Raw genomic sequence first — 21,088 nt, forward strand, 5'->3', positions numbered from 1 at the left:
TCTTTTTTTAATGTAAACTATTTTTTTATTTCAAATGTATCTGAGATTGCAAAGCGGAGTCCTTCCTCGGGAGCCACCTGAATTTCCAGTTTATAGGTGCCATCCCCTCTCGTCTCAAACGCGCCTTTCCATGGCACGGTCAGCTCTTTTTCCTGCCCTTCCAGGCGGTCGCTGACGCCGCAGAATCCGGCAATACTCTCCAGCATAACCCAGGAATCGCCTTCTTTTTTATAGAAAATAGGCGAGAGGATGTAATCAATCGTCTTTCCCGTATCGTTTTCCAGTGTAAAGGTGAGAGCCTGATCCTCTTCGGTGTGGACGCTGTCGTTCATCCTGATCCCTATCTGATCCCCGTACCGGCTCCAGCCGTCTATCGTGCTGAACAGTTTCCAGACTGCATCGAGACTGTTCTCCTTAAACGTTCCAAACCAGGAGGTGCCGACGACGCAGCTTTCCCCCTGCTGTCCGATGTGCATGGTCTGCACCGTGCCGTCCTGCCCGGTCAGGGTCAGGGTTCCGGCATAGTTTCCCGTCGGACTTGAGAGGAAATCATTCTGTGGGGTGACATTCTTAAGGATCTCCTGCAGCCGCTCGATATCCTCCCTGTTGCCCAGCGTCTCTTCCCTGATTTCCCCGTGGATATCAATTGATAGGGCCGCTTTTACAAAAGAGGAAAGCTCCGGCGCGCCGCTTTCGTATCCGCACCGTTCCTTGGCAAGCTCCACCATCTCCTGCGTAGCCGGGGGAACGGCGTCCGTCCAGAGTTTCTGCACATCCTCCCTGCTCTCACAAAGAAGCAGCGTTCCGGCCGTTCCCTCTTCCACAACGGCCTGTGTGCCGGCCTTCAGCGCGGCATATTCGTCCTGTGTAACTGCGATGTATTCAATGACGGGGATTGTTCCCTTTACCATATAAACTCTGAGAAACGGCGTCCCCTGCGGCATAACAAGCGTATTGCCCCGTTTTGCCACATCCAGCATGTAACGGATGCCCTTTTCTCCCGTATGCAGCACGTCGTAAAGCTCCGACAGATCGCTGCCGTCCCGGCCGGACTTCTCCATCAGGATAAACTGGCCGTCATAGAACTGGCTCGTAACGTATTCGGAGGGAGGGCCGTCACTCCGGCAGCTCATCCCTTCCAGAGGATTTTCCTCCATCAGACTGACTCCGGCTATATATTCCCATCCCGACGCCGACTTTCTACCGGAAAAGACGTAGCTGTCCCAGAACTTCGACGCTGCCTCTTTCACCTCTTCTTCCGGTACGTCGGAAAAGCTTTCTCCCGGGAACTGGCTTTCAACCGCTTTCGTCATATCCTCCAGAAGCTTTCGTTTTTCCGTCATCACATCCTCCGGCACGTCCGCTGCCCCTCCCGGCTGAAGCAGGTTTTCCGCCGATTCCGGACTGCTCTCCTCCGATACCGGACCGCTCTCCGCCGATGCGGTAGTTCCTTCTTTCGGGCTGTCCGTCGATGCACATCCTGAAAGCGCCGACAACGCTGCGGCAGTTAGTACCGCCGCAATTACCCTTCTTTTCTTATTTTTCATGAATCTTTGACCTTCTTTATCTTTAGTCTGTAAATGTTCATTGCTTCATCATATCGTATTTACTGCTCTATCCAATTTCAGAACCGGGGCCCGAGGCTCCGCCGTGGTTGCCGGTATCCGAACCGGGGCCTGCCGGCGCCATTGTCTCCGGAGGGAGTGTCGGCGCTTCCGTAGGCGGCGTCACAGGCACTGCTTCGGTCGGCACTTCCACAGGCGGCTGAGTCGGTGTCACCGCCTGTGTCGGCGGCGGGGTCACAGCGCTTGTGCCCTTCTCCGTTCCGGCCAGATTATAACAGATAACCGGAATGCCGGACGAAATATTTTCATAAATTTTCTTTGCCACGCTGTGAGGAAGGTTGATGCAGCCGTGGGAACCGTTCGTTTTATAGATGGTACCGCCGAAGGTACCGCGCCATGTGGCGTCATGCATTCCGATCCCTCCGTTAAAAGGCATCCAGTAATCAACCGGCGTCCTGTAATTCTCACCTTTCAGAACGGCGTTCCTCTGCTTATAATTGAGCGGATACGTTCCGGCCGGCGTTCCCCATCCCCTTGAGAGATTTCCGGAAACAAAGTCGGAATCCACAACAAGGTTACCATCCTTATAGAAATACAGATGCTGGGCGGTCAGGTTGATCTCCACATAGGTATTGCCGTAGTCATTCTCTCCCCGGCTGGCGGCTTTTTGGGAATAAACAGGCTCCCTTTCCTGGCTCTGGCCGGACTGTAAGAGATTGACCAGTTCAGCCGTTTCCTCCGACTGGTTGATCTTCCAGCCGTAAGTGCCGCCTTTCACCTGAATCGTCTGGTCATAGGAGGTTTTGAAATTCTTTGCTTTATTCGACGTGTTGTAAGCTGCAGCCAGTTCGGCCACATATCCCGCCGCCTGTGCGGCATCAACGGTGATATTGCCCGCCTCATCAGCAGTCAGCCACTCGTGGGTTCTGTCCCCGTTTAATACCTCTGTCCTATCGCCGAACTTATATGTAATAGTCGTTGACACGAAACGGTTCATCGTGTCGACACGCTCTTTAAGGGTGGCGTCATCCTGTTTTATCTCAGGCTCTTTGTAAGCTCCTGCTTCCTCAAGTGACAATGTATCCTTTAAATTGATAATAGAATCGGCCAGGCTGCTTTTCAGGACATCTTCAAGGACAACCGTGCCATCCGTCTCGGGAATAATACTGTAACCCTGGCCCGGAATATAGTCGGAAACAGACGCGTTTTCCGGCTCCCTTATAAGCGCGGGATCCATGCATTCCAGTCCCTGCGCCGCCTGAGTGAGCGCTTCCTCATCGTATTCAATCATCGTACTGATGGTATACTCGGCCGGGTTAAGCTGGTAGCTCAGCCATGCATAGGGATTCTGTGTTGTGACGATCTGCTCCAGCGTGCCGTCAAACTTGGACTGAAGCCCAATTTCCTCCCCTGTGATCTGCTCCTCTTTACCCTCACGCTCTTCGATCGTCAGGACATAATTACTGATTCCGCCGGAAATCATCTCCTTCACTTCCGCTACGGTGCGTCCGGAGGCATCCAGACCATTGATCTTGGTATTGGGGAAAAATACCCGCTTATACTTCTGTGCCATACCGGCGTAAATGCCGCCGCCCGCCAGAATCACTGCGGCCAGGGCAACAGCTGCGATTACCGCTGTCTTTTTCCCTTTTCCGCTCTTTTTACCGTCCCCGCCTCCTGCGGTGGCTGCAGCCTCTGCCTTTCCGGCTTCGGCTTTCAAAGAGCGTTTCATCTCCGGCGGCGTCTCTGCGCCCATCTTGTCAGAACCCTTCTTTCGGCTTCTGGCACGGCTCCGGCCCCTTCCGGTGCGTTCCTCCCGATGACCGTCACCGCCCTGATATCCATATCCCCCACCGTCGTCCAAAGTGGCCGCCGTTTCTCCGGCCGCTGTTTCCGGCGTCTCAACTATATCGGGTATCTCTGCTGTTTCCAGCGATTTCCTTCTACCTGGTGTTTTCGTTTTATCATATACTTCCACTGTATCAGCAGCTTCCGTTTTATCAGAGACTTCTGCCGTATCGGGCACTTCCGCTGTTTCAGGAGCTGTCTCTCTTCCAGACGCGGCCGCTCTTTCAGGCGCTGCCTCTCTTCCAGGCATTGCCTCTCTTTCAGGCATTGTCTCCATGCGCGGTCTTCTAACCGTGTCCGGGATACTCATATCCGATTCCAGCTTCGCCTCGGCCTCGCGTTTCTCCTCCAGAGCCGCCTGGAGGGCTGCTTCCGCTTCCCTCTTAGCTTCCAGGGCTGCCTGAAGTTTCGCCTCAGCCTTCAGTTTCTCTTCCAAAGCTGCCTGAAGCTGTATATCAGCTTCAACTTCCATATCCTGCCCAATCACAGCTTCGCCGGGTACCAGTTCCCCCTGCGCTTCCTCTATCTCCATCATTGACCCATCAGCCTTAAAACCTGTATTCAGGCCGTCATTCTCCCTGTCCGCTGCGGTCTTTTTCATATCTGCCATCTGACCTTATCTCCCTCTCTGATCCAAAAACTGTTAAATAAATTTTGACGGTGTCAGCCATTGTCTAATTGTATAGAAGAAATTATAGGAAGTCAACTTACGAAAGTTTACCATTTTATTAAGGGAGAGGGGATAAAAAACCCGGACGCGGGAGCCAGGGTGGGACGGGTGGAAGATTCCGTGATTTTTCTGGCTGCAACAAATCGGGGCCTATGGCCGCAGCTATCATACAGGTATAACACCAGTCTGCTATCTGCGGCCATAGGCCCCGATTTGTCTCCGCACGAAAAACACTGGAATTCTTCCTCCCGCCCCACCCTGCCTCCCGCTGTTTGTCCTCTTTTTCATGGGGGAGGGGGATTGTAGTTGGAGTTGAGGGTATGGCATGATAGGGGGTAAAAAATAAAACGAGTGGTTATCAGACTGACAAACTAATTCCCGGAACTGCAGCTATCATACTCCCTCACTCACTCCATCCCCGCCCCATAAAAAATTTTTAGCTGTCACGATGGTGGATACTGCCGATCCATTTCCTGCGGAGCGGGGGACAGGAGTCCCTGGCGGGGCGTTGGGCGAGAGGAGGTGGCTCTTAGGCGCAGAAAGACGGACAGCACCGGGCGTAATTTGCTCATCAGGAGCAAATTACGGGACAACTGAGCTTTGAATTCATCAAGAATTCAAAGCGAAATTGTCCGGAACCCCGGTGCCGTCCGTCTTTCTGTGGCTTAGAGGCAGCCCTCGGAGCCCGCAGCCTCGCCAGGGACTCCTGTCCCCCGCTCTGCCCGCGATCCTCTTGCCCCAGTATCCACCAATCTATACCAGCGAAACAATTCTTTATTTAAACAACCCTTTTTTCTTCGGCTTCTCCCCATCCGGCGTCACGCCGTTCATGGCGTCGTCGAACCGTTTAAGAGCCTCTCTCTGGGCCTCATTCATTCTCTCCGGAACCTGTACGACTAAGGTTACGAAATGGTCTCCCCTGATATTTCTGTTTCTCAGGGACGGCACGCCTTTTCCTTTTAAGCGCACCTTGGTATCTGTCTGGGTGCCGGATTTCACCTCGTATTCCACTTCCCCGTCCACGGTCTTGATCCGGATCGGGCCGCCTAAGGCAGCTTTTGCGAAGGAGATCGGTACGGTGGAGAAGATGCTTGTATCCTGACGCTTGAAAATCGGATGCGGGGATACGATTACTTCTACCAGCAGATCGCCTCTCTCGCCGCCGTTAATACCCGGCTCACCGTTGCCGCGGTCGCGCAGGCTCTGGCCGTTGTCAATACCGGCCGGGATGGCAACTTTGATTTTCTTTCTCTTTGTAACAAAACCGGTTCCGTAACAGTCCGGACATTTCTCTTTGATGATTTTTCCTGTTCCGCCGCAGTCAGGACATGTCTGGACATTCTGAATCTGTCCGAAGAAAGACTGCTGCGTATACATGATCTTTCCTTTACCGTTACATTTTGCACATGTCTGCGGCTGGGTTCCCGGTTTGGCTCCCGTACCGTGACATTTGTCGCAGACTTCCTTGAGGTTTAAATCCAGCTCCTTTTCACAGCCGAAAATAGCTTCCTCAAAGGTGATACGCACACTGGTGCGCACGTTGGCTCCGCGCATCGGGCCGTTGCTGCTGCCGCGGCTGCTTCTTCCGCCGCCGAATAAATCGCCGAAGATATCGCCGAAAATATCGCCCATATCCGCGCCGTTAAAATCAAAGCCGCCGAAGCCGCCGGCTCCGCCTGCCCCTCCGTCAAATGCCGCATGGCCAAACTGGTCATACTGTCTTCTTTTCTCCGGATCACTTAATACGCTGTAGGCCTCCGATGCCTCTTTAAATTTGTCTGCCGCAGCCTGATCGCCCGGATTTGCATCGGGATGGTACTTTTTAGCCAGTGCTCTGTATGCTTTCTTAAGGGCTGCGTCATCGGCATCCCTGGACACGCCTAAGACTTCATAGTAATCTCTCTTACTCTCTGCCATGTCAAGTCTTCCTCTCCTAAACACCCGTAAAGGGGCTTGGGCTCTGCCCAATCCCCGCTACGTGTTTTTTATCATTACTGTCAGCTTATCAGAAATTATATTACACTTCTTTGAAGTCTCCGTCAACTACATTATCATCATGCGGTGCGCCTGCGCCCATGTCCGGGCCTGCCTGCGGGCCGCCCTGTGCTCCTGCGGCTCCCTGTGCCTGCTCGTAAACCTTTGTGAACAGAGCCTGTGCACTTGCCATCAGTTTTTCTTTGCCTGCTTTAATCTCTTCCACCTGGGCATCTGTCATCTGATCAACCGGGGCTTTGTTGATAACTTCCTTCAGGGCATTTAAGTCTGCCTCTACGGCTGCTTTATCGTTTGCATCGATCTTGTCGCCAACCTCTTCCAGCGCTTTCTCTGTCTGGAATACCATGGAATCGGCATCGTTTCTCGCGTCAATTGCCTCTTTTCTCTTCTTATCCTGTGCCTCATACTCGGCTGCTTCTTTTACCGCTTTGTCGATATCGGAATCAGACATGTTGGAGCCGGATGTGATTGTGATATGCTGCTCTTTTCCTGTTCCCAGGTCTTTTGCAGATACGTTTACAATACCGTTGGCATCGATATCAAAGGTAACTTCGATCTGCGGAACGCCTCTTCTTGCCGGAAGAATGCCGTCCAGACGGAAGGTTCCCAGTGTCTTGTTGTCTTTTGCGAACTGTCTCTCACCCTGTACTACATGGATATCTACCGCTGTCTGGTTATCGGCTGCCGTGGAGAAAATCTGGCTCTTCTTTGTAGGAATCGTCGTATTTCTCTCAATCAGTCTTGTAGCAACTCCGCCCATTGTCTCAATAGAAAGGGAAAGCGGTGTTACATCCAGAAGGAGGATATCTCCTGCGCCTGCGTCTCCGGCCAGCTTGCCGCCCTGGATAGCCGCACCGATGGCAACGCACTCATCCGGGTTTAAGGACTTGCTCGGCTCGTGGCCTGTCAGCTGTTTTACTTTTTCCTGTGCGGAAAGCATACGTGTGGAACCGCCTACCAGAAGGACTTTGCCCAGTTCGGATGAAGTGATTCCCGCATCTTTTAATGCGTTCTGTACCGGGATTGCCGTTCTTTCAATTAAATCTCTTGTCAGTTCATCGAATTTCGCTCTTGTCAGGTTCATATCAAGATGTTTCGGGCCTTCGCTTGTAGCTGTGATGAACGGAAGGTTAATGTTGGTTGTCGTTGCGGAGGAAAGTTCTTTTTTCGCCTTCTCTGCCGCTTCTTTCAGTCTCTGGAGAGCCATCTTGTCTGCCGACAGGTCTACTCCCTCTGCTTTTTTGAATTCGTCAATCAGCCACTGTGTTACTCTGTTATCAAAGTCATCACCGCCCAGGCGTGTGTCGCCGTTGGTAGCAAGAACTTCAATAACGCCGTCGCCGATTTCGATAATGGAAACATCGAATGTACCGCCGCCCAGGTCGTATACCATGATCTTCTGCTCTTTTTCATTGTCCAGGCCGTATGCCAGGGCTGCCGCCGTCGGCTCGTTGATGATACGTTTTACATCCAGGCCGGCGATCTTACCTGCATCTTTTGTGGCCTGACGCTGGGCATCATTGAAGTATGCCGGAACCGTGATAACCGCTTCGGTTACTTTTTCTCCCAGATAAGCTTCTGCGTCTGCTTTCAGCTTCTGGAGAATCATTGCGGAAATTTCCTGCGGTGTATATTTCTTGTCGTCGATTGATACTCTGTAGTCGGTACCCACATGTCTTTTAATAGAAGAGATTGTCTTCTCGGCGTTAGTGACCGCCTGACGTTTTGCAGGCTCACCTACCAGTCTCTCGCCTGTCTTTGTGAATGCCACTACGGACGGGGTTGTTCTTACGCCTTCTGTATTGGCGATAACAACCGGTTTACCGCCTTCCATTACTGCTACACAGCTATTTGTTGTACCTAAGTCAATACCGATAATCTTGCTCATAGTTTTTTTCCTCCTGAAAATTGTCTTTTAAATTTTATTTACTACTATCCGTTATTACCCTGTTTCCTGTTTTTCAACTTCGATTGCTCTCACAGTTGCCTGTAACTTCATTGCTTTTCTAGTTTGCCACTTTTACCATGCTGTGTCTTACCACACTTTCGCGGTAGAGATAACCTTTCTGGAATTCCTCGGTGATTTCATTCTCCCCGTAGTTCTCATCATCCACATGCATTACGGCATTGTGGAAATTCGGGTCAAATGGCTGGCCTACGGCTTCGATTGGTTTTACCCCTGCCTCTTCCAGTGTTTTTAAAAGCTGCTTATATATCATATCCATTCCCTCGGCGAATGCTGTCTTCGTCTCCGCCTCCGGTATGGCTGCAAGCCCTCTCTCAAAATTGTCTACAACCGGGAGGATTCGTTCAACAATATCCTTTGCCCCGATTTCGTACATGGCCGCTTTCTCTTTCTCCGTTCTCTTACGGAAATTATCAAACTCCGCCATCGTACGCTTCAGACGGTCGGTCAGATCCTCGATCTGCTCATCCTTCTTGTCTTTCTTTTTGGAGAAAAATCCTTTCTTCTCCGTATTCTTTTCTTTGGCGCTCTCTTCCGCCTCCGCCGTCTCACACTCTTCCTGTGCGCCGGCGCTCTGGGCTTCCACCGTCTCCCTGCCGTTTCCGTCGGCCGCTTTTACTTCCGCTTCTTCTGCGGCTTCATTTTTCTCTATATCTTTCATCTCTTCGCTCACTTCGCAACTCACCTTTCTTCATTTTTAAAAGTATCTTCCAACTGGTTCATCAGCGATCGAAGGGTAGATACCACTTTTTCGTAGTCCATCCGTTTCGGCCCGATGATGCCGATTGTTCCGCGGAGTCCGTCTCCCAGAACGTAATTGGCCGTCACGACGCTGCAGTCCTGCATGGACTGGACCGGGGTCTCATTGCCGATATACACCTGAATCTCATTCTTCCCGCCGTCTTCTTCCGAATCCGTAAAAAGGTTTTTCAGAAGTTCCTTCTGTTCCAGCGTGCTGATTAACTGGCTGGCCTTCTGGCCGTCGCTCAGTTCCGGGTACTTGAAAATGTTCGTCGTCCCCTCGGTGTATATCTGAAGATCCTCCTCGTTGGCCCTGATTGCATCGGCAACCTCATTTAACACGAGATCCACCACCTGGCGCCTGTCTCCGGCCTGTTCCTTCATCTTGCTGATGACATCGAGGTTAATCTGCTCGATAGTCAGCCCGTTGAGGCTGTTGTTCAGCAAAATATTCAGGTTTAAAATATCGTCGTCATTCAGTTCAGCGTCCAGGCGGACAATGGAGTTCTTAATGATGTTGCCCTCCAAAACCGTCACGATCAGGAGTTTTCCTGCTTCCACCCTGGAAAGCTGTATAAATTTAAGTTTCGTGTGATGATACTGGGGACCGCTTATCATCGTCGCGTAATTCGTATTCACCGCCAGAAGCTTTGCAAGCTGCTTCAGCAGTAGCTCCACTCTGTCCACGCGCTGGATAACCAGTTCCTGCATCTCAGTAACTTCATTTTCCTTCTCCTTCATCAACTGGTCTACGTAGAACCTGTAGCCCTTGTCTGAAGGTATCCTGCCCGCCGAAGTGTGGGGCTGGACAATGAATCCCAGTTCTTCCAGATCCGACATCTCGTTTCTTATGGTCGCCGAGCTTAACTGCAGGTCGGAATATTTGGAAATCGTCCTGGAACCTACCGGCTCCCCCGTTTCCAGATAGGTCTGGATTATTGCTTTCAATATCTTAACCTTTCTCTCATCCAGTTCCATCTGCATACATCCTTTCTCAGTTTCCATCTTCCCGGAAGGAAGTCTGGATTTTCATTTATTAGCACTCAACCTACGAGAGTGCTAACATCTACAATTGATACTATATTACTTCACCTTCTTTTTGTCAACCCGTTTTTCTAAATTTTAAGATTTTTTTACAGCATCCAGGATCGCAACACAGGACCGGAGGTCTTCTCCGGTCCTGTGTCAGCTTTCTCTTTATTTAATATGCCGTCAGCACGCATCTATGAATGCACGGAAGATTTTCTGCTGTTCCTCCGAGTCGTACATCATCTCAGGGTGCCATTGGATTCCCAGCGCAAACCGTTCTCCCGGAAATTCAATGGATTCCACTACCCCGTCCTCCGAACACGCTCCCGCCAGAAATCCCGGAGCAGCCTGCTTCACCGCCTGATGATGAAAGGAATTTACGGAGACAGTCTCTTTTCCGAGAATTCCCCCTATTCTGCTTCCCGCAGCTAATTTTACCTTGTGGACCTCACAATTCGATGGAAACATATCGCAGAAATGATGCCGGTAGTTTCCCTCTATCTCCAGATCCTGATAAAGATCTCCCCCGCAGGCCACATTTAAAACCTGAATTCCTCTGCAGATTCCAAGAATCGGTTTCTGCGTTTCCCGAAAAACAGCCCTGGCCAGAAAAATATCCTGTCTGTCTCTCTTCGGCAGTACCGCCCCACAGTACGCTTTCACTGCAGCTCCGTATTCGGCGGGGTTTATGTCGTTCCCGCCGCTGATTAAAAGTCCGTCCAGCCGGTCAGCCGCCTCCCTCATGGTTTCCATATCATTATATATGGGGAGCAGCATCGGAATTCCCCCGGCCTGCTCCACAGACCGGATATAGTGATCCGCAACAAAGTGCCATTTCTGGCATGGAGCGCCCAGGCGGGTAACCAGTCCCACCTCGTCGCGCTCATCAAAATTACAGGTAATACCAATTACAGGTCTCATTCGTTCCTCTCTTTCTGCTGTGTATTTAACAATATCCGATTTGAATAGCGATAATTAACACCGCACAGGCAACTGCAAACAGAACACCCAAAAGCGGCAGTATAAAACGTTCCCACTTTGAAAACGGAACGCGTCCGAAGCCCAGGCCGAGGAGCAGGACTCCGAGAAGCGGCGTGCAGAGATTGGTGATTCCGTCACCAAACTGGTATGCCAGAATTGCAACCTGCGGCTCTATGCCGACAATCTGCGCAATTGGAAATACAATCGGCATCACCACCAGGGCTTTTCCCGATCCGGATGGGATCAAAAGGTTGATTAGCATGATGACAACCAGAATTCCTATGATGGAAACAAAGGTGGACAGCCCGTTCAGTGGCTGGGACAAATAATAAACAATCGTATCCAGAATGGACGCCTTATTAAAAATCCATGCAATCCCGTAGGCCGTGCCCATAATGAAACATGCCCCCGTCATATTAGCCGCACCCGTTACAATGACCTCGGCAACCCTGTTGATTCCCCAGCGGTTCACAATGCCTGTCACAATCGCGGTCAGAAGGAAAATCGCCCCCAGTTCATTCATCCCCCAGCCCAGGTTCATGGCTCCATATACATAGCTCCCGATTCCGCCAAGCAGGGTCAGAAGCACGGCCGTGTGGCGCCATGTGAATGGCTCCGCCTCCAGTTTCGAGGGGTCAAAGGCCAAATCCGACACGTCGATACCGCTCATCAGGCTCTTTTCCGGATATTTCCGTACCTTCGCGGCATACCGTAAAATATAGGTCAGACAGATAATTGGAATCAATACAAAGAGAGCCAGGCGGTATCCGATGCCCGAATACATATCAAGCCCTGCAATCGTCTGGGAGACGCCAACAGTAAAGGGGTTGGTCGGACCGCAGGAAAAGCCCATAACGGCTCCGACAATGGAAACCGCCACACCCACCACCGAATCATAACCGAGCGCTACGGAAATGGAAATAGCAATGGGGATAAACGGAATGGTTCCCTCTATAAATCCCATAAAACCGCCCATAAATGCGAAAATGTAAAACAGGAGAATTAAAATAATATTCCCACGGCTCACACCGATTTTTTTAATAATGCGGGAAATTCCGACATTCAGTGTACCGGACTGCTGAATGCACTCCAGGCCTCCTCCAATCAGAAGCGCGCCCATTATCATACTCGACGCATTCATCATTCCGTAAGGCACCGACCTTAAAATGTCAAAAGGAAGTATCGAAGGCGCCTTCACAAAGGAAAAGCTCGTCGGATCGACCGCCATACTTCCGTTTACTTCCATCCGCGCATAAAGGCCGGACGGAACTAAATAGGTCAGAACTGCCGCCGCGATAATCATAAAGAAGAGCAATGCAATTGAATTTAATGGTTTTTTATCTTTTTTAGTCTTTTCCACAGCTTATTCCCCCTGTCTGTTCAGCTCTTCCAGAAAACTGAGAGCATTGTGTACGTGAACCTGCACTCCGATTGTGAGCGCCCGCAGATCCATATGAAAATATGGGTTATGCAGCGCCGGCGCTCCCTCCCGCTCACCAATTCCCAGCCAGAAAAACACGCCGGGCGCCTTTTCGAGATAAATACCGCAATCCTCGCTGGTCATAGCCGGCATATCCGTATAGATTACATTTTCATCTCCCAGAAGTTCTTTCAGTTTTGCGGCCGTAAATGCAGACAGCTCCGCATCATTCACACACGGCCTGTATCCCTGAATCATATCCAGATGCGCTCTGCACCTGTTTGCGGATGCGATTCCCCCGGCCAGTTCCGGAAGACGTTTTTTAATATAGTCCCGCACGGCCTGGTTAAAGGTGCGGAATCCGCCGCGAATCACCGCTTTTTCCGCCACGGCATTCCAGGTTGACCCAGGAGTTGACACCTCTCCGATTGAAAAGACACAGGTTTCCACCGCGTTTATTTCCCTGGTCGGCATCATGTGAATGGCGCTGATTAACTCCGCCATGGCAGGAACCGGATCGATGGCTCCCTGGGGCTGCGCCCCGTGCCCTCCCTTTCCTGTCAGGGTAATCGTAAACATATCACTGGACGCCATGGCATTTGTCTTGGAAATAGAGACTTTTCCCGTTGGAATCCCCGGCTGAACATGCATAATTGCGCAGGCGTCCACATCCTCCATCAGTCCTGCATCACAAAAAATGCTTGCCCCGCTGGCATAAGCAGATACATCGTATCCGGCCTCTGCCAGCTTTTTCTGTCTTTCTGGGGAAGACTCCTCTTCCGCCGGCTGGAAAAAGAATTTTATCCGGCCTGAAAACATGTCCTTTGACTCTGCAAGCACCCTGGCGGCCCCAAGCAGCATTGTCACATGGGCATCGTGACCGCATGCGTGCATCCGCCCCTGCACTTTCGACGCGTATTCGCAGTCCGACAGCTCTTCTATAGGAAGAGAGTCCATATCCGCCCGCAGCATTACCGTTATTCCCGGCTTTCCCGAATCCAGGATACCGACGACTCCCGTAAGGCCGATTTCTGTAATTACCTCAAGTCCGCAGCGTTTTAAATATTCCGCCACAATCCCGGCCGTTCTGTATTCCGCGAAGCCCTCCTCAGGATAGCGGTGCAGGTCCGCATAGATACATTCCAGCTCCTTCTGTAATTCATCCATTTTCTTAAGCATTAATAACACCCCACTTTTTTAAGATAGCTAGATGATATCATTGCGAGCTTTCTCCCTGTCAACCCTCATTTTTACAGGCTTTTGCACGGTATCTGCCAGCATACTCTCCGCTTTTTCCACGTTTCTTTACATAAAAGAGAGAAAGTGGGGTATACCCCACTTTCTCTCTTTTATGTCTGCCTTCTGGCAGCGCAGAAATAAATTGTAATCTGCTCCCCATCTATATGAGCAATATAGGAATGATGCTTTTTCGTCTCTGATAAATGTCCCACTTCTGTTTTCTGCAGTGTAAATCCGTTCTTTCTGTAATCTTCCTCCAGAAAAGAAATACTGGCCGTACGCCTGCTGCCTTCCGGGTAAAGGTCCATGAGCCGTTTTCTTGAAACGGAGTTCTCTCCGTAGCTGCAGTATACCTCCAGAATCTCCGCCTCCGGCTTTAGCAAATTGCTGATATCCATGATTTGATGACGCTTATGGTACAGCGTATATTCATTCTCACTAAAAAGACCGAATTTCAAATCTACGGATTCATCTTTCAGCGGATAATGCTCCGATGCGTCTGCAATATAAAGAATATCCAGATCCTGATAAAGGATTTCAAAATAATCCTTATACATCCTGAGCACTTCCTCATACTTATCGACAAAAATATACATGCAGTCCTTCGGCATCTGAGCCAGAAAATGATAGCTGAAGAAAAAGCCGTTGATATTCGGCTCCATCACCACTTTTCCGGAGAGACTGTGCCTGTTTACCTCATCCAGCAAAAGATCGGTACATTTCTGCATGATAACAGCCCATTCTTCCCCTGTGTCGTGGTACAGCTCTCTTTTTAAATCCGGTTTGTCATGCTCTCCATGATAAAGATTGCCGGTCAGGATAACTCCGTCGCAGATTTGAGCCTGATAACCGCAGGTACAGGTCAAAAGCCCATTGTCAATATATTTATATCGGATATCCGCATTCTCAATATTCAACTGCTTTCTGCAATGAGGACAGGCCAGAATCGGTATAGCGGCCAGAGGGACTCCGCTTTTTCCCTTTTTCATTGTAGTTGTTATTTTCTCAATATTTTCCGTCTCCTCATCGATCAGGCTAATACTTTCTTCCAGCTCATCTCTCTCCAAAACCAGCTTTTTTCGCTTCTCCTCAAGGAGTCCTTTGTAAGTGCTCAGGGTGGAAGGTTCTACAAAATTGGACATCCTCCGCATCTGCAGAAAGGCTTTGATTTCTTTTATGTTAAATTGCATTTTCTTTAACTTTTGAATATAGCGTAAATCCTCAACATCACGTTCCGTATAATTTTTCTGGCTGCCCTGTGATTTAGGCATCAGCAGACCGATCCCCGTGTAATATCGTATCGTATCTTTTGAACTGTTACACAGTTTTGCAAATTCTCCGCTTTTCATCTTGCACCTCCCCGCTATAAGTGACATTATATCATCTTTTTCTTACATATTGAAGAAAAACACGTTACATATCCAGCGATTTCCATGCCGTAATTCTCCGCTTTTATGCCGTTTTATCAAGCCCTTTACGGCCTCAAAACGCTGTTTATCTTGACTTTTAATAATTTTGTAATATAATAATAATACATCATAATATTTGTAAAATAAAATACAAACCGGATTGCGAGGAAAATCATGATAACAAGATTACGCCATGGATTTGCCGTAGCAGCGTTGTCCATCGTCTGTATGCTTATGGGTGTATTTACATCTTTCGCCGCCAATTCAAACGGCGAGCTGGATCCGATTAACGGTTCCGTCATAAGCGGATGGGCAGTTGATACCGATAATCCTGACAAAAGTGCATCAGTGGTTCTCTATGTCTACACAGACGGAACGACCGAGGCGAAGGAACTTGCCAAAGTGACAGCAGACCAATACCGTAGTGATTTAAAAGATAGCCTGGGGAACGGCAATCACGCATTTTCTTACACTGTGAATTGGGACAGCCTGGAGGGATCATCCTTTATTATAGAAGGATACGTTGAGACCGCTTCGGGAAAGAACAGAATTTACGGTTCTCCCCAGTACAGTAAGAAAGAAACGGCAAAGGCCGATGTGAAGTCAACATCTAACGGCCCGGCAGGGGATAAGAGTACTCCGGCTCCGGCTTCATCTGCAAAAGGAACGAAGGGAGCTTACCTCGGTAAATTCCAGACGACTGCCTACTGCAACTGTTCCCAGTGCTGCTCGGGAGGCCACAAGCTGACCTATTCGGGAACTGTCCCGACGGCAAACCATACTGTCTCAGCAGACATCAACCGTTATCCTATTGGCACAAAGCTGATGATTGGAGATAACGTCTACACGGTGGAGGACATTGGAACCAACGTAGTTGACAACAAGCTTGACATCTACTTTGACACTCACCAGCAGGCTCTGGATTACGGACTGAAAACCGTTGACGTGTATGCTGTAGAATAAGAGTCTTTCATACAACTGAATAAGCACCGTAATACATAACTGATTTTTATCTGGTATAAGAAGAAGCGCCGTGACAATGTGATTTGCCGCGGCGCTTCTTTTTTTATAATATGCGCAGGCGGACGCACGGCTGCTCTCTTGACAACCTTCTTTAAAAAGCGTAAAATAACATTTGTTACATAACAATCATTATTTAAAGGAGCCATTTTATGCCGCCTAAAGTAAAAGCAGATCGTGATTCTATTTTAAACGCCGCATTTAAAGTTGCAAAGGACAAAGGCCTTTCAGCCATCACTGCCCAAAGCGTGTCATCCGAATTAGGTACATCCGTTGCCCCGTTGTTTCGGGAATTCCGGACCGTTGAGGAACTGCGTACGGCGGCAGCAGAAAAAATCACGCTCTTCCATTCCCAATACCTGAAAGAATATCCCCCTGAGGAATCGGTGTTTTTAACGTATGGTCTCGCTTATATCCACTTTGCCCGAGAATATCCGCGCCTGTTTGAAACAATAATGCAGCCCCGCCATTCCGGCCTGAAAGAACAGAAATCCGTTCTGCCCGCTTTTGTAGTGAATTGTTTAGCCGATGAGGGCGCTCTTGGTTTTGAAGACGCAAAGGAGCTGCTGTTTCATATTTGGATTTACACTCACGGCCTTGCCTGCTTCGCTTATAACGGCAGCCTTACACTTACAAAAGAGGAAGAAAAAGAACTGCTTATCACCACATTTAAGGCATTTCTGAAACATTAAAAAAGGATAGCGAAAGGAGCCTCCATGAAAAAAAACACATACACTCTAATCCAGGTATGCGCCATCGGGCTGTTTGCAGCAGTGTGCATTCTGACTCCCCCAGTGATTTCCTACCCGCTTTTGATACTTTTACTTGTCAGGGTGATGATCTTTCTGCGGCCTGCAAAAGGTGCAGGCATACAGAGTTTTCAAAATTCCGGACAGGCCTTAATTGTGATTGACATGCAGGAAGCCATGTGCGGCCGGAATGGGATTTATCCTGAAAAAGAGAAATTTGTGGAAAAAGTCAATCAAATTATTCAGGACGCCCGGCGGCAAAATCAGAAAATCGTGTACATCTGCCAGGAATTTCACCGTCTCGATTTTGCTTTCTGTTTTCTCGCATTCGGCGGACGCCTCCTGCAGGGCACAATAGGCGCTTCTCTCTGTCCGGATTTAAAGATTGCAGGTGATGCAGTTTTTGTGAAGCATGAACAGGATGCCTTTACCTCCCGCAGATTTTGCGGATACCTAAACGACAACCGGATCAATGCTGTCACCGTTGTCGGGCTGGATGCTTCGGCCTGTGTTTATAAAACGTCGCTGGGGGCGGTCAGCCGCGGCTTCTGTGTTACTGTGATTCAGGAAGGCATTATCGGAAAAAATACCGCCGTTAAGAAAAGAGCATTACAAAAGCTGTCAAAAGCAGGAGTTTCTATTCGCTGATTTGTAAAAATCCGCTGTTCTCCAGGTACTTCTTCGTTCCGGCTTCTTCCTATTGTCGATAAAAAAAGCGTTCGTGCGGCACAATGCCGCGGGACGCTTTTTTATCGACAATATGGGTTTTGAAAACAAGCTTTTATTTATATTCCGACAGACTGGTTCCTGCCGAAAAAGCGGTCCGGGGATTCGGACGGATTTTCACGCAGCTTGACAAATTCTGGAAAATGTGTATAATACAATACTGTTACCTAATTATTACATTTTTGTTAAATCTTGTTACGATTTTTAATTTTTGTAATCGGGTAACAGAAAGGAGCGTTTGTCTTTTATGAAAAAAACGTTTATTCTCAAATCAATTATACTGATGATAAGTCTCACTATCCTTTATACAACCCCTGCCTTTGCCTCCTCAGGCACCATTGTCGGAAGCGTTGATGTTTTCAACGGAACACAGATAGCCGGCTGGGCTTACGAAGCCGCCTCACCGCTCTCCTCACCGGATATCGTGTTAAAGGTCACAAATGCCCTGACGGGCGAGACGGTGAGTGAGATACCGGCAAAACCGGACTCTACCAGAAATGATCTCGTTTCACGTGTCGGTGAGGACAGCACCCCTGCTTTTACCGCCTCTGTCGATATGAGTGGACTGGCTGACGGAACCTACTCCGCAGCCGCCTATAAGGATGGCCAGAAATTCACCGACTCCGTCTATTATACAAAAGGACAAGGCGCCACAACGGCCGACGGAAAATCTGCACACCTTCTGGGTTCGTTCCGCCTGACGGCTTACTGCCCCTGCCGTATCTGTTCCGAGGGCTGGGGACGCCACACCAGTTCCGGGGCAATTGCCGTATCCAACCACACGGTGGCCGTGGATCCGAGAGTCGTGCCGATTGGCAGCAAGCTTTTAATCAACGGAACCGTCTACACCGCAGAGGATGTGGGCGGCGGCGTCAAGGGAAAACATGTGGATATTTTCTTTGACTCCCACGCACAGACCAAGCAGTTCGGTTCTCAGATGGCGGAAGTTTACATCCTAAATTAATCTGATTGAATTAATTTCAGAGGATTGATTTTCAGAATTAACTTTCAAAATTAGCCTTACAGAATTCATCTTCATGAATGAATAAAGGAGACCTTCGAAATTCCGATGCAACGATACACCGGGGACTTCGGATGTCTCCTTTTCTTTTACTGTCTGTGCTGATTTCCTCCACGTTTTTCGCCATGGCCGCTGTCCGCTGCTGTCGTCTGTCATTCTGTCCGGCTCAATTTCTTATTCTACGTACCATATCACCTGTGCACCGTTATCGAGTGTGTGCCAGCATGCCCCCTCCAGAGGCCCTCCGGCCGTATTGTCGAGGAAATACCAGTCTCCCGGGTCATTCGGCCCGATTACGCTGCTTCCGTTCCATCTCTGCCAGTTAATCAGCATATACCCGTCTTTTCCGAACAGATACCAGTGATGGTTGATCAGCAGCCATTTATTGACGGCGTAGGTTCCATCTTGCTCCACGTAGCGGTACTGACCGGCCGTATTTTTTTCCCATCCGGGGGTGAGTTCATTGTCTGTGAGCGCTGCCTTAAAATCGTCCCATGTGTGGTCCGTATGGTTATAGACAAAGGGGTTGGGGCATATTTTTCCTGTGACGTCATAGTGGCGCACCACCCGGTCGGGCGTGATATTATATTTCTTCATCAGTTGTCTTGTCAGGGTAATGGCCGACCGCACGGTGGCATCCTCGAAATACCAGTCACGGCTGGTGGCGGCCTGGCTGCCTTTGGTTCTTACGCACAGCTCAATCCCCAGGCTGTTGGAGTTTCGGCACAGCGGATGTTTGTAGGCGTTGGCTCCACAGTGCCAGGCAATATTACGTTCCTCCACCGACTGCCATATTTCACCCGAAAAGCCCACGAAATAATGGGCGCTGGCGCCGATATATTTACTTGCATAGTATTCGCAGTTGGCCTTTGCTCCACCCGTAGCCCCCACGTAATGAATCACAATGTATTTGATCCGGCTCTCTGTGCCGTTGCTGTAGTTATAAGGGGTGAGCAGACGGTTTATCTCCATATCAGACCCCCTCCTTTCTGCCGGAAAAGCCCATTTCATCCGCATCAAAGCTCTCCCTGAATTTCCTGAGCTCCATAGACGTCATTTCTTTGATTCTGTCTTCCAGTTTTTCTATCTCCGTCTTTGTCAGTTCTCTCGTATTGACACTCTTTACAATCATAAAATTAAAGCCCTTTTCTTTTAGTTTATGACATTCCGGGACAGACTGTGACATTTTTGGGCAGAATAGAGATTATAGAAATTTAACAAAAATACTATAAAATTTTAACCCTTGAATTTCCATCTTCTGATATACTACTGTTTCGTGCTAAAAAATAAGGGCGGTGTCTTTATGCCGGATAGGCATTTCACCGTTTGGGAGGTCTCTGCTATGCTGCTTAATCTGTTTGCTTATTTCATTATCCCCGCTTACACGCTCCTTTTTGTAAAGGGCTACGGATGGTTTACCACGAACTTCTCCGTAATCGGGAACTATATCCACAGGAGGGATGCTTTTGTCCTGTGGGGACTCATGGTAGGAAGTTATTTCTTCTATACCCTCCGCTCCATTGTAAGGCATATGGATAAAGCAGTTGAAGACGTACCCTCGCCTGAGACGCCCCGCAGATGCCGGACAAAACGGACCCCGCTCATCACAGCATCTCTTGTCCTTCTCTTCTGCGCCATTACCACGCCCTACCTGCCCGAGGAACTTCCTCTTAAATCGTTTCTTCATATTATATTTGCCTTTTTGGCTGCCGTCCTGCTGCTTGTCTGCCTTATTATTATTATCTGGCATCAGTATCTGATTGAGCCGGAACGCTACAGCTCCTGTCTGTATGCATGGGCCGCTATCGTCGCTGGTTCGGCTTTTCTTCTGATCCTCGTCGGCATCGTCAGCAGTGCGCTGGAAATCTATTATACCGTCACAACGGTGATTTTAGCCAGGATCCTGCTGGCCCGGATATCATCTTCCGGGCAGCAGGATTCCGCGGGCCGGTAACGCTGTTGGCACATCGGCCGACAGCACCGCCCGGGACGCAGAACATGTGTGTCATCGTTACCGTTTCATAATCTCTCCGCAGCCAATCATCGGGCCGGAATTGCCGGACGGCTGAGTCCTGTAATCATCCGGATCACCGTGGATAATCACGGATCTTCCCATGATATCCTGGATTGTGAATCTCCTGTCGTAGAACGAGAGCCATGCATATCCCTGATTGCTGAGAAGGGAGGGGAAGTCTCCCGCATGAAACGGATGCATCGCATTTCCAGGATTAAAATGGGAACCGGCATTAGCAAACGGATTTGCCGGTGTACCGGTGCAGTTACCATTTTCATGTATATGCATTGCATAAAAGTTGCTGGGAGACTGCCGTTCCTGATCCGGGAGGCCAAATACTTCGGCTTCTACAAGAACTCCCCCATAGGGCGTCGCATAAAATTTCACCAGCCCGCTGAGAGTTGCATGGGCGGCATCTCCCCTTACCCAGGCAATCGCCTGCGGTTCATTATCTTCGAGAATATCTGCAAAAGTGTCTCTGGGTGTATATGAACGATCAGACATAATAAATCCCTCCTTCTTTATGATATGAAGGGGGGATTTGAATGTTCGGGATTGTTGAAAGATTATGTCAAAGTATTTGCCCGCATTCCAGAGTCCCTGCACCCGTTCAACTGCTTTGCGCCCGCTGTCCACCCATTCTGCGGTGATTCCCATCTCACGCAGGGTGACAACGGCACTCTCACAGACCACCA

18 protein-coding genes are annotated in these 21,088 nt (G+C 49.5%); 5 read left to right on the top strand and 13 right to left on the bottom strand.

What is annotated here, in order from left to right:
• Positions 1-17: 17 nt before the first annotated feature.
• The 10 genes from EJL91_RS05630 to EJL91_RS05675 form a co-directional block, all read right to left on the bottom strand.
• Complete coding sequence (locus tag EJL91_RS05630; protein ID WP_125140944.1) at positions 18-1,547, bottom strand: hypothetical protein; 1,530 nt, start codon at positions 1,545-1,547, stop codon at positions 18-20.
• A 67-nt stretch (positions 1,548-1,614) separates the two neighbouring features.
• Positions 1,615-4,023: a L,D-transpeptidase family protein gene (locus tag EJL91_RS05635; protein ID WP_125140945.1), complete on the bottom strand. Its 2,409-nt coding sequence runs from the start codon at positions 4,021-4,023 to the stop codon at positions 1,615-1,617.
• Between the two features lie 834 nt (positions 4,024-4,857).
• A complete protein-coding gene (gene dnaJ, locus EJL91_RS05640; RefSeq protein WP_125140946.1) occupies positions 4,858-6,000 on the bottom strand; it encodes a molecular chaperone DnaJ in 1,143 nt (380 codons plus the stop codon).
• A gap of 100 nt (positions 6,001-6,100) precedes the next feature.
• Positions 6,101-7,966, bottom strand: a complete 1,866-nt coding sequence (dnaK, locus tag EJL91_RS05645) for a molecular chaperone DnaK (RefSeq protein WP_125140947.1) — start codon at positions 7,964-7,966, stop codon at positions 6,101-6,103.
• A gap of 118 nt (positions 7,967-8,084) precedes the next feature.
• Entirely contained in the window at positions 8,085-8,717 is a 633-nt protein-coding gene (gene grpE, locus EJL91_RS05650) for a nucleotide exchange factor GrpE (protein ID WP_341466952.1), read from the bottom strand.
• Between the two features lie 8 nt (positions 8,718-8,725).
• The gene (gene hrcA / locus EJL91_RS05655; RefSeq protein WP_423243423.1) at positions 8,726-9,790 is read right to left on the bottom strand and encodes a heat-inducible transcriptional repressor HrcA; all 1,065 of its coding nucleotides are present in this window, start codon (positions 9,788-9,790) and stop codon (positions 8,726-8,728) included.
• 207 nt (positions 9,791-9,997) lie between these two features.
• Complete coding sequence (locus EJL91_RS05660; protein ID WP_125140948.1) at positions 9,998-10,735, bottom strand: gamma-glutamyl-gamma-aminobutyrate hydrolase family protein; 738 nt, start codon at positions 10,733-10,735, stop codon at positions 9,998-10,000.
• A 25-nt stretch (positions 10,736-10,760) separates the two neighbouring features.
• Complete coding sequence (locus EJL91_RS05665; protein WP_125140949.1) at positions 10,761-12,155, bottom strand: YfcC family protein; 1,395 nt, start codon at positions 12,153-12,155, stop codon at positions 10,761-10,763.
• A 3-nt stretch (positions 12,156-12,158) separates the two neighbouring features.
• On the bottom strand, positions 12,159-13,394 hold the full coding sequence (locus tag EJL91_RS05670) for a M20 metallopeptidase family protein (protein ID WP_125140950.1): 1,236 nt from the start codon (positions 13,392-13,394) through the stop codon (positions 12,159-12,161).
• Between the two features lie 170 nt (positions 13,395-13,564).
• Positions 13,565-14,803 carry a MerR family transcriptional regulator gene (locus EJL91_RS05675; protein ID WP_125140951.1) on the bottom strand — a complete coding sequence of 413 codons (1,239 nt, stop codon included), beginning with the start codon at positions 14,801-14,803 and terminating at the stop codon, positions 13,565-13,567.
• A gap of 234 nt (positions 14,804-15,037) precedes the next feature.
• On the opposite strand from EJL91_RS05675, the gene EJL91_RS05680 reads away from it, so the two are divergent.
• From EJL91_RS05680 to EJL91_RS05695, 4 genes are all read left to right on the top strand, one after another.
• Positions 15,038-15,826 (top strand): 3D domain-containing protein, encoded by a 789-nt coding sequence (locus EJL91_RS05680; protein ID WP_125140952.1) that lies wholly within the window; start codon positions 15,038-15,040, stop codon positions 15,824-15,826.
• 209 nt (positions 15,827-16,035) lie between these two features.
• Positions 16,036-16,575: a TetR/AcrR family transcriptional regulator gene (locus tag EJL91_RS05685; protein WP_125140953.1), complete on the top strand. Its 540-nt coding sequence runs from the start codon at positions 16,036-16,038 to the stop codon at positions 16,573-16,575.
• A gap of 24 nt (positions 16,576-16,599) precedes the next feature.
• Complete coding sequence (locus tag EJL91_RS05690; protein ID WP_125140954.1) at positions 16,600-17,280, top strand: cysteine hydrolase family protein; 681 nt, start codon at positions 16,600-16,602, stop codon at positions 17,278-17,280.
• Positions 17,281-17,605: 325 nt separating this feature from the next.
• A complete protein-coding gene (locus tag EJL91_RS05695) occupies positions 17,606-18,322 on the top strand; it encodes a 3D domain-containing protein (protein ID WP_125140955.1) in 717 nt (238 codons plus the stop codon).
• Positions 18,323-18,553: 231 nt separating this feature from the next.
• On the opposite strand, the gene EJL91_RS05700 is transcribed toward EJL91_RS05695, so the two are convergent.
• On the bottom strand, positions 18,554-19,351 hold the full coding sequence (locus EJL91_RS05700; RefSeq protein ID WP_125140956.1) for a peptidoglycan recognition protein family protein: 798 nt from the start codon (positions 19,349-19,351) through the stop codon (positions 18,554-18,556).
• A gap of 1 nt (position 19,352) precedes the next feature.
• Entirely contained in the window at positions 19,353-19,511 is a 159-nt protein-coding gene (locus EJL91_RS24510) for a hypothetical protein (protein ID WP_164516752.1), read from the bottom strand.
• A gap of 210 nt (positions 19,512-19,721) precedes the next feature.
• On the opposite strand from EJL91_RS24510, the gene EJL91_RS05705 reads away from it, so the two are divergent.
• Entirely contained in the window at positions 19,722-20,333 is a 612-nt protein-coding gene (locus tag EJL91_RS05705) for a hypothetical protein (protein WP_243125242.1), read from the top strand.
• 57 nt (positions 20,334-20,390) lie between these two features.
• Here the strand turns inward: EJL91_RS05705 and EJL91_RS05710 are convergent.
• The coding region (locus tag EJL91_RS05710) for a superoxide dismutase family protein (protein WP_341466953.1) at positions 20,391-21,088 on the bottom strand (698 nt) is incomplete at its 5' end.

It is taken from the genome of Clostridium transplantifaecale (genome assembly GCF_900626075.1).
Classification (GTDB): Bacteria; Bacillota; Clostridia; order Lachnospirales; family Lachnospiraceae; genus Otoolea; species Otoolea transplantifaecalis.